General features: G+C 61.1%; 6 protein-coding genes. All 6 read right to left on the reverse strand.

Going from position 1 to position 7,018, the window contains the following annotated elements; all coding sequences use genetic code 11:
- Window positions 1-1,914: aminomethyl-transferring glycine dehydrogenase (gcvP, locus tag ACXRVY_RS13235; RefSeq protein ID WP_458237533.1), on the reverse strand; the 1,914-nt coding region annotated here is incomplete at its 3' end.
- Between the two features lie 11 nt (window positions 1,915-1,925).
- On the reverse strand, window positions 1,926-2,309 hold the full coding sequence (gene gcvH / locus ACXRVY_RS13240; RefSeq protein ID WP_223459469.1) for a glycine cleavage system protein GcvH: 384 nt from the start codon (window positions 2,307-2,309) through the stop codon (window positions 1,926-1,928).
- Window positions 2,310-2,753: 444 nt separating this feature from the next.
- A complete protein-coding gene (locus ACXRVY_RS13245) occupies window positions 2,754-4,262 on the reverse strand; it encodes a sigma-54-dependent transcriptional regulator (RefSeq protein ID WP_458237534.1) in 1,509 nt (502 codons plus the stop codon).
- A gap of 199 nt (window positions 4,263-4,461) precedes the next feature.
- A complete protein-coding gene (locus ACXRVY_RS13250; protein WP_108215109.1) occupies window positions 4,462-4,824 on the reverse strand; it encodes a DUF5064 family protein in 363 nt (120 codons plus the stop codon).
- 12 nt (window positions 4,825-4,836) lie between these two features.
- A complete protein-coding gene (gene arcC, locus ACXRVY_RS13255; RefSeq protein ID WP_223459465.1) occupies window positions 4,837-5,766 on the reverse strand; it encodes a carbamate kinase in 930 nt (309 codons plus the stop codon).
- Window positions 5,767-5,951: 185 nt separating this feature from the next.
- Complete coding sequence (locus tag ACXRVY_RS13260; protein ID WP_223459463.1) at window positions 5,952-6,962, reverse strand: ornithine carbamoyltransferase; 1,011 nt, start codon at window positions 6,960-6,962, stop codon at window positions 5,952-5,954.
- Window positions 6,963-7,018 lie beyond the last annotated feature (56 nt).

Raw genomic sequence — 7,018 nt, forward strand, 5'->3', positions numbered from 1 at the left:
GTGCTCGATGGCCTTGGCGCGCAGGTCTTCGATGTCGACGTTGCCGCGGGCATCGCAGGCGGTGACGACGACACGCATGCCGGCCATCTGTGYGGTGGCGGGATTGGTGCCGTGGGCCGACGACGGGATCAGGCAGATGTCGCGACGGTCTTCGCCACGGCTCTGGTGGTAGGCACGGATCGCCAGCAGACCTGCGTATTCACCCTGGGAGCCGGCGTTCGGTTGCAGCGAAACCGAGTCGTAGCCAGTCGCAGCGCAAAGCATGGCTTCCAGCTCGTCGGTCAATTGCTGATAACCGGCGCTTTGCTCGGCCGGGGCGAACGGGTGCAGGGCGCCGAACTCGGCCCAGGTCACCGGGATCATTTCGCTGGCGGCGTTGAGTTTCATGGTGCACGAACCCAGCGGGATCATGGTGCGGTCCAGCGCCAGGTCCTTGTCCGCCAGTTTGCGCAGGTAACGCATCAGCTCGGTTTCCGAGTGATAGCGGTTGAATACCGGGTGGCTGAGGATCGGCGACTGACGTACCAGCGCGGCCGGGATGGTGCTGGTGACCGAAGCGGCGAGAGCGGCGAAGTCCGGCAGGGCCTTGCCGTCGGACAGCAGGCTCCACAGGATTTCAACGTCGGCCTGAGTGGTGGTTTCGTCCAGGGACAGGCCCAGGCGCTCGCCATCGACCACGCGCAGGTTGATGCGCTGGGCGTACGCCTTGTCGTGCAGGGCGGCGGTTTGAGCACCGGTCTTCACGGTCAGGGTGTCGAAGAAGCTCGCTTGCTCGACGTTCAGGCCCAATGTGCTCAAGCCTTTGGCCAGGATTGCAGTCAGGTGATGCACACGATTGGCGATCTGCGTCAGGCCTTTCGGACCGTGGTACACGGCATACATGCTGGCGATGTTGGCCAGCAGTACTTGCGCGGTGCAGATGTTGCTGGTGGCTTTCTCGCGACGGATGTGTTGTTCGCGGGTCTGCATGGCCAGGCGCAGGGCCGGGTTGCCGAAACGGTCTACGGAGACACCGACCAGACGGCCCGGCATGTCGCGCTTGAACGCATCCTTGGTGGAGAAGTACGCAGCGTGCGGGCCACCGAAGCCCAGCGGCACGCCGAAGCGTTGTGCACTGCCGATGGCCACGTCGGCACCGAATTCGCCCGGTGCGGTCAGCACGGTCAGAGCCAACAGGTCGGCAGYCACGGCTACCAGGGCGTTGGCGGCGTGGAAGCGTTCGGTCAGTTCGCGGTAATCGAACACGTCACCGTTGCTCGCCGGGTATTGCAGCAGCGCGCCGAAGAACGGCGTCACGTCAGTCAGCTCGCGCTCGTCGCCAACCACCACGTCGATGCCCAAAGGCTCGGCACGGGTGCGCAGCACGTCGAGGGTTTGCGGGTGGCAATGCACGGAAGCGAAGAAGGCGTGGCTGCCCTTGTTCTTGCTCAGGCGTTTGCAGAAGGTCATGGCTTCGGCAGCGGCGGTGGCTTCGTCCAGCAGGGAGGCGTTGGCGATCGGCAGGCCGGTAAGGTCGCTGATCAGGGTCTGGAAGTTCAGCAGCGCTTCGAGACGACCCTGGGAAATTTCTGGCTGGTACGGGGTGTAGGCGGTGTACCAGGCCGGGTTTTCCAGCAGGTTGCGCAGGATCGGCGACGGCGTGTGGGTGCCGTAGTAACCCTGGCCGATGAAGGTCTTGAACAGCTGGTTTTTAGTCGCGATGGACTTGATCAGGGCCAGGGCATCGGCTTCGCTCAGGCCGTCTTCCAGGCCGAGGACGCTGGTGCCCTTGATGCTGTCGGGAATCACGCTGGCGCTCAGGGCTTCCAGGGAGTCGAAGCCGAGGCTGTTGAGCATGGCTTGCTCGTCACCGGCGCGCGGGCCGATATGACGGGCGATGAATTCGTTGGCGGTGGTCAAATTGATTTGAGTCATGTCAGCGCTCCTCAGGCTTCGGCTTGGGCTTTGATCAGGCGGTCGTAGGCGTCTTGATCCAGCAGTTGGGCGACTGCCGAGGCGTCGCTTGGCTGGAAGCGGAAGAACCAGCCTTCGCCCAGCGGATCTTCGTTGACCAGCTCAGGGCTGCTGTCCAGCGCCGGGTTCACTTCCAGCACTTCGCCGTCCAGCGGCATGTACACGCCGCTGGCAGCCTTTACCGATTCCACGGTGGCGGCTTCGGCGCCTTTGTCGTAGGACTGCAGCTCAGGCAGTTGAACGAAAACCACGTCGCCCAGGGCGTTCTGTGCGAAAGCGGTGATGCCGACCGTGACGCTGCCGTCAGCTTCGGTGTGCAGCCATTCGTGATCTTCAGTAAAACGCAACTCGCTCATGGAAACTCCTAAGGGGCCAGACTCGTCTGGTGGACGCGATTGAATGCTTGGGCGATGCCCTGGTTGTGGAGGTCTACATAGCAAGAACGCGGCCAACGTTGTTTTTATCGTTATTGATCAATGATTTAGGTGGTTTAGACAAAGGCTGAAAATCAATCGCTGTAGCGAAATCGATACGGCATATGTCAAGGATAAAAGCCGAGGTGGATCAAAGCCTTGCACAGCCGTGATCGGAGAGGGGTGTAGCGATATCGTTCCGCTGTAGCGCTTTCAGTACAGGTGGAGGTCGTTTTTGGGTGAGTTATTTCAAGCCAGGCACGAAACCTGTGGGAGCGAGCTTGCTCGCGATGAGGACGTGTCAGTCGACAAMTTTGTGAATGTCACTCCGCTATCGCGAGCAAGCTCGCTCCCACAGGGATCTGTGGTGGATTGGACATTGAGGCCTCAAGCCTTGCCCGGAATCCCGTACTTGCGCAACCGATGGGCTATTGCGGTGTGGGAGGTTTGCAGGCGGGTCGCCAGTTGCCGGGTCGAGGGATAGCTGGCGTAAAGCTTTTCCAGCAGGTTTTTTTCGAATTCGTCCATGGCCTGTTCCAGGCTGTCGACGTCGTGGTCGCTCTGGCGCGCTACCGAGGTGCCAGCGATGTCGAGGTCGCCGATGTCCACCAGGCTGCTTTCGCAGATCGCCGCGGCACGGAAGATCACGTTTTGCAATTGCCGCACGTTGCCCGGCCAGCGGTTGCCCAGCAGCGCCGGGTAAGTGCCCGGCGCCAGGCGACAGATCGGGCGCTGGATCTGCGCGCAGGCCTGCTGCATGAAGTAACGGGCCAGTAGCAGGATATCCTGGCCGCGTTCGCGCAGGGGTGGCACTTCGACGTTGAGGACGTTGAGGYGATAGAACAGGTCTTCGCGGAACAGGCCTTCGCCGACCATTTTTTCCAGGTCGCGGTGGGTCGCGCTGAGGATCCGTACGTTGACCTTGACCTCACGGTCACCGCCGACCCGGCGAAAACTGCCGTCGTTGAGGAAACGCAACAATTTGGCCTGCAAGTACGGCGACATTTCGCCGATTTCATCGAGAAACACCGTGCCCTGGTTGGCCAGTTCCATCAGTCCTGGCTTACCGCCCCGCTGCGCGCCAGTGAAAGCGCCGGGGGCGTAGCCGAACAGTTCGCTTTCGGCGAGGTTCTCCGGCAATGCCGCGCAATTCAACGCCAGAAACGGTGAGCTGTGCCGGGCGCTGATGGCGTGGCAGGCCCGGGCCACCAGTTCTTTGCCGGTGCCGGTTTCGCCCTGGATCAACAGCGGTGCATCGAGGGCCGCCACCCGCTGGGCGCGCGCCTTGAGGGTGCGGATCACCGGGGACTCGCCGAGCAGTGCGTCGAAACCTTCGGCGTGGTCATGGTGCAGCGCGGAAAGGCGTTCGCCGATGCGGTTCGGTTGATACAGGGTCAGCAGGGCGCCAGCATCGGTAATCGGAGTGGCGTCGAGCAACAGGGTCTGGCCGTTGACGGTGATTTCCCGCAGCGGCAGGCGAAAGCCCTGTTCAAGCAGGGCGTCGAGCAAGGCCGGGTCGGAAAACAGCTCGCCCACGCTTTCACCGTTCGGTTCGCGGCCGTACAGGGCGATCAGGGCCGGGTTGGCCAGCAGCACCTTGCCGTTGCTGTCCAGCGCCAGTACCGGGTCGGTCATGGCGGCCAGCAAGGCGTCGAGCTGCAAGTGCCGGCGCTGGCCGGGCAGGATGTCGACCACCGTCACCGCTTGCACGCCACGCACGCTGAACAGGGCATCGCGCAGCTCCTCGAGCACTTGCGGGCTCAGGGTCGGGGCGTCGATATAAACATTGGGCGGGACCATTTCCACCGCATCCAGGTTCAGATTGCGCCCACCGAGAAGGGCCAGGACTTCCTGGGTGATACCGACGCGGTCGATGAAGCTGACGTGGATACGCATGGGGCGGTCTTGGGTTCTGCAGTGCGGAGGGTGGCAAGTATGCCTTGGGGCGGGCGAATGGTGAAATGTGCCGCCGATATTCAGGGCGACATTGATCTTTGTAGGAGTGAGCCTGCTCGCGAAAGCGAGGTATCAGTCACAAAGATATTGGCTGACACTCCGCCTTCGCGAGCAGGCTCGCTCCTACAGGGAGACTAGGTTATTCGAAGTGTTCGGGGTTTACCGGGTCGCCTGATTTCATATTCAACTGCTGCCGGATGTCTTCAAACATCAAATCGTAATGTTTGTGGACCGATCCGATCTGGCTGTGCGTCTTCGGAATCCCGTACTTCTCGGCGATTTTCGTCACGTTGCTGGCGAAGTTGTAGGCCTCCTCCTTGGGCAGGAAGAAGGGCTCTGACATCTCCTTGCCCTGAATGCTGCCATGCATAGTGAACTGGATGCCTTTTTCCCCTTTGGCATTCTTGCTGACTTCATAGTCGAGGTGCACGTTGTAGCTGACATCATCCGGGGTCAGCGCATGTCGTTCGATGTGCAAGTGACCTGGCTCAAACTGTGCCATAGACGTCTCTCCTTACAAGTAGGTAATGCCTGGTGTTGCCGTACTGATGCGTGTACCGGCGGTGCCCTGGACAATTGCTTCGATGTCCGCGAGCGAACCGATCACTGCGACTTTTCCAGTATGGCGCGCGAATTCGCAGGCTGCCTGCACCTTCGGTCCCATGGAGCCGGCGGCGAAGCCGAGTTTTTCCATTTCGTCGGGGTGGGCCTGGGCGATGGCTTTCTGCGTGGGCTTGCCGAAGTCGATGAAAGCGGCGTTGACGTCAGTGGCGATCACCAGCAGATCGGCTTCAAGCTGTTCGGCCAGCAGCGCCGAGCACAGGTCTTTGTCGATGACCGCTTCGACGCCCTCGAGTTTGCCGGGCGAGGTATACATGGTCGGAATGCCGCCGCCACCGGCGCAGATCACGATGCTGCTTTTTTCCAGCAGCCATTTGATCGGACGGATTTCGAAGATGCGCTTGGGTTTCGGGCTGGCAACCACGCGGCGGTATTTGTCGCCGTCAGGGGCGATTGCCCAGCCTTTTTCGGCGGCGAGTTTTTCCGCATCGGCCTTGCTGTAGACCGGGCCGATGGGCTTGGTGGGGTTCTTGAAGGCCGGGTCATTGGCATCGACTTCGACCTGGGTAAGCAAGGTCGCGAAGGGCACTTCGAAGTCCAGCAGGTTGCCCAGTTCCTGTTCGATGATGTAGCCGATCATGCCTTCGGTTTCGGCGCCGAGCACATCCAGCGGGTAAGGGGTGACAGAGGTGTAGGCCGCCGCTTGCAATGACAGCAGGCCGACTTGCGGGCCATTGCCGTGGGCGATGACCAGTTGGTTGCCGGAATGGATCTTGGCGATCTGTTCGGTGGCGATCCGGATGTTGGCGCGCTGGTTGTCAGCGGTCATGGGTTCACCCCGGCGGAGCAGGGCATTACCGCCCAGAGCAACGACGATACGCATGGTGCAGTCCTTCTAAACTGAGAAGTAAGCGAGAGACTCGGCTCTTGGTGGAACCCGGACCCTGTGGGAGCGAGCTTGCTCGCGATGGGGGCGCCGCGGTCTGTCAGATGCACCGCGGCGCTGCCATCGCAGGCAAGCCAGCTCCCACACTGACCGTGTTGGGCCAGGAAGAGCCGAATCAGCCTTTAGAGATCCGCCAGCGTCGACACCAGAATCGCCTTGATGGTGTGCATGCGGTTTTCCGCTTGCTCGAAGGCGATGCAGGCCGGCGACTCGAACACGTCATCGGTCACTTCGATGCCGTTCTTCAGGTGCGGGTACTGCTCGGCAATCTGCTTGCCGATTTTGGTATCACTGTTGTGGAACGCCGGCAGGCAGTGCATGAACTTGGTGCGCGGGTTGCCGGTGGCTTTCATCAGTTCGGCGTTGACCTGATACGGCAGCAATTGCTGGATGCGCTCGGCCCAGGCTTCGACCGGTTCGCCCATCGACACCCAGACGTCGGTGTGGATGAAGTCCACGCCCTTGACCGCCGCTTTCGGGTCTTCGGTGAGGGTGATACGCGCGCCGCTTTCTTCTGCGTATTGCTTGCAACGAGCCACCAGGTCGTCCGCCGGCCACAGAGCCTTCGGCGCGCAGATACGCACGTCCATGCCGAGCTTGGCGCCGATCAGCAGCAGCGAGTTGCCCATGTTGTTGCGCGCATCGCCGAGGTAGGTGTAGCTGATTTCGTGGATCGGTTTGTCGGCATGTTCGCGCATGGTCAGCACGTCAGCGATCATTTGCGTTGGGTGGTATTCATCGGTCAGGCCATTGAACACCGGCACACCGGCRAACTTGGCCAGTTCCTCGACGATTTCCTGCTTGAAGCCACGGTACTCGATGGCGTCATACATGCGCCCGAGCACGCGGGCGGTGTCCTTCATGCTTTCCTTGTGGCCGATCTGCGAGGAGTTCGGGTCGATGTAGGTGACGTTGGCGCCCTGGTCATAGGCTGCAACTTCGAACGCACAGCGGGTGCGGGTCGAGGTCTTTTCGAAGATCAGCGCGATGTTGTTGCCCTTGAGATGCTGCTGTTCGGTGCCGGTGTACTTGGCACGCTTGAGGTCGCGGGACAGGTCGAGCAGGTAGCGCAATTCGCGAGGGGTGTGGTGTTCCAGGCTCAGCAGATTGCGGTTATGGATATTGAACGCCATTTTGGATCTCCTAAGGTGAACAGGTTAGTAGTCAATCGGATCGCGGATGATCGGGC

This window comes from Pseudomonas sp. P5_A2_2, assembly GCF_054177685.1.

Excerpts from the sequence above, each read along its gene's own strand:
- arcC (WP_223459465.1), bottom strand. The coding sequence starts at position 5,766 with ATGCGTATCGTCGTTGCTCTGGGCGGTAATGCCCTGCTCCGCCGGGGT.
- gcvH (WP_223459469.1), bottom strand. The coding sequence starts at position 2,309 with ATGAGCGAGTTGCGTTTTACTGAAGATCACGAATGGCTGCACACCGAA.
- ACXRVY_RS13250 (WP_108215109.1), bottom strand. The coding sequence starts at position 4,824 with ATGGCACAGTTTGAGCCAGGTCACTTGCACATCGAACGACATGCGCTG.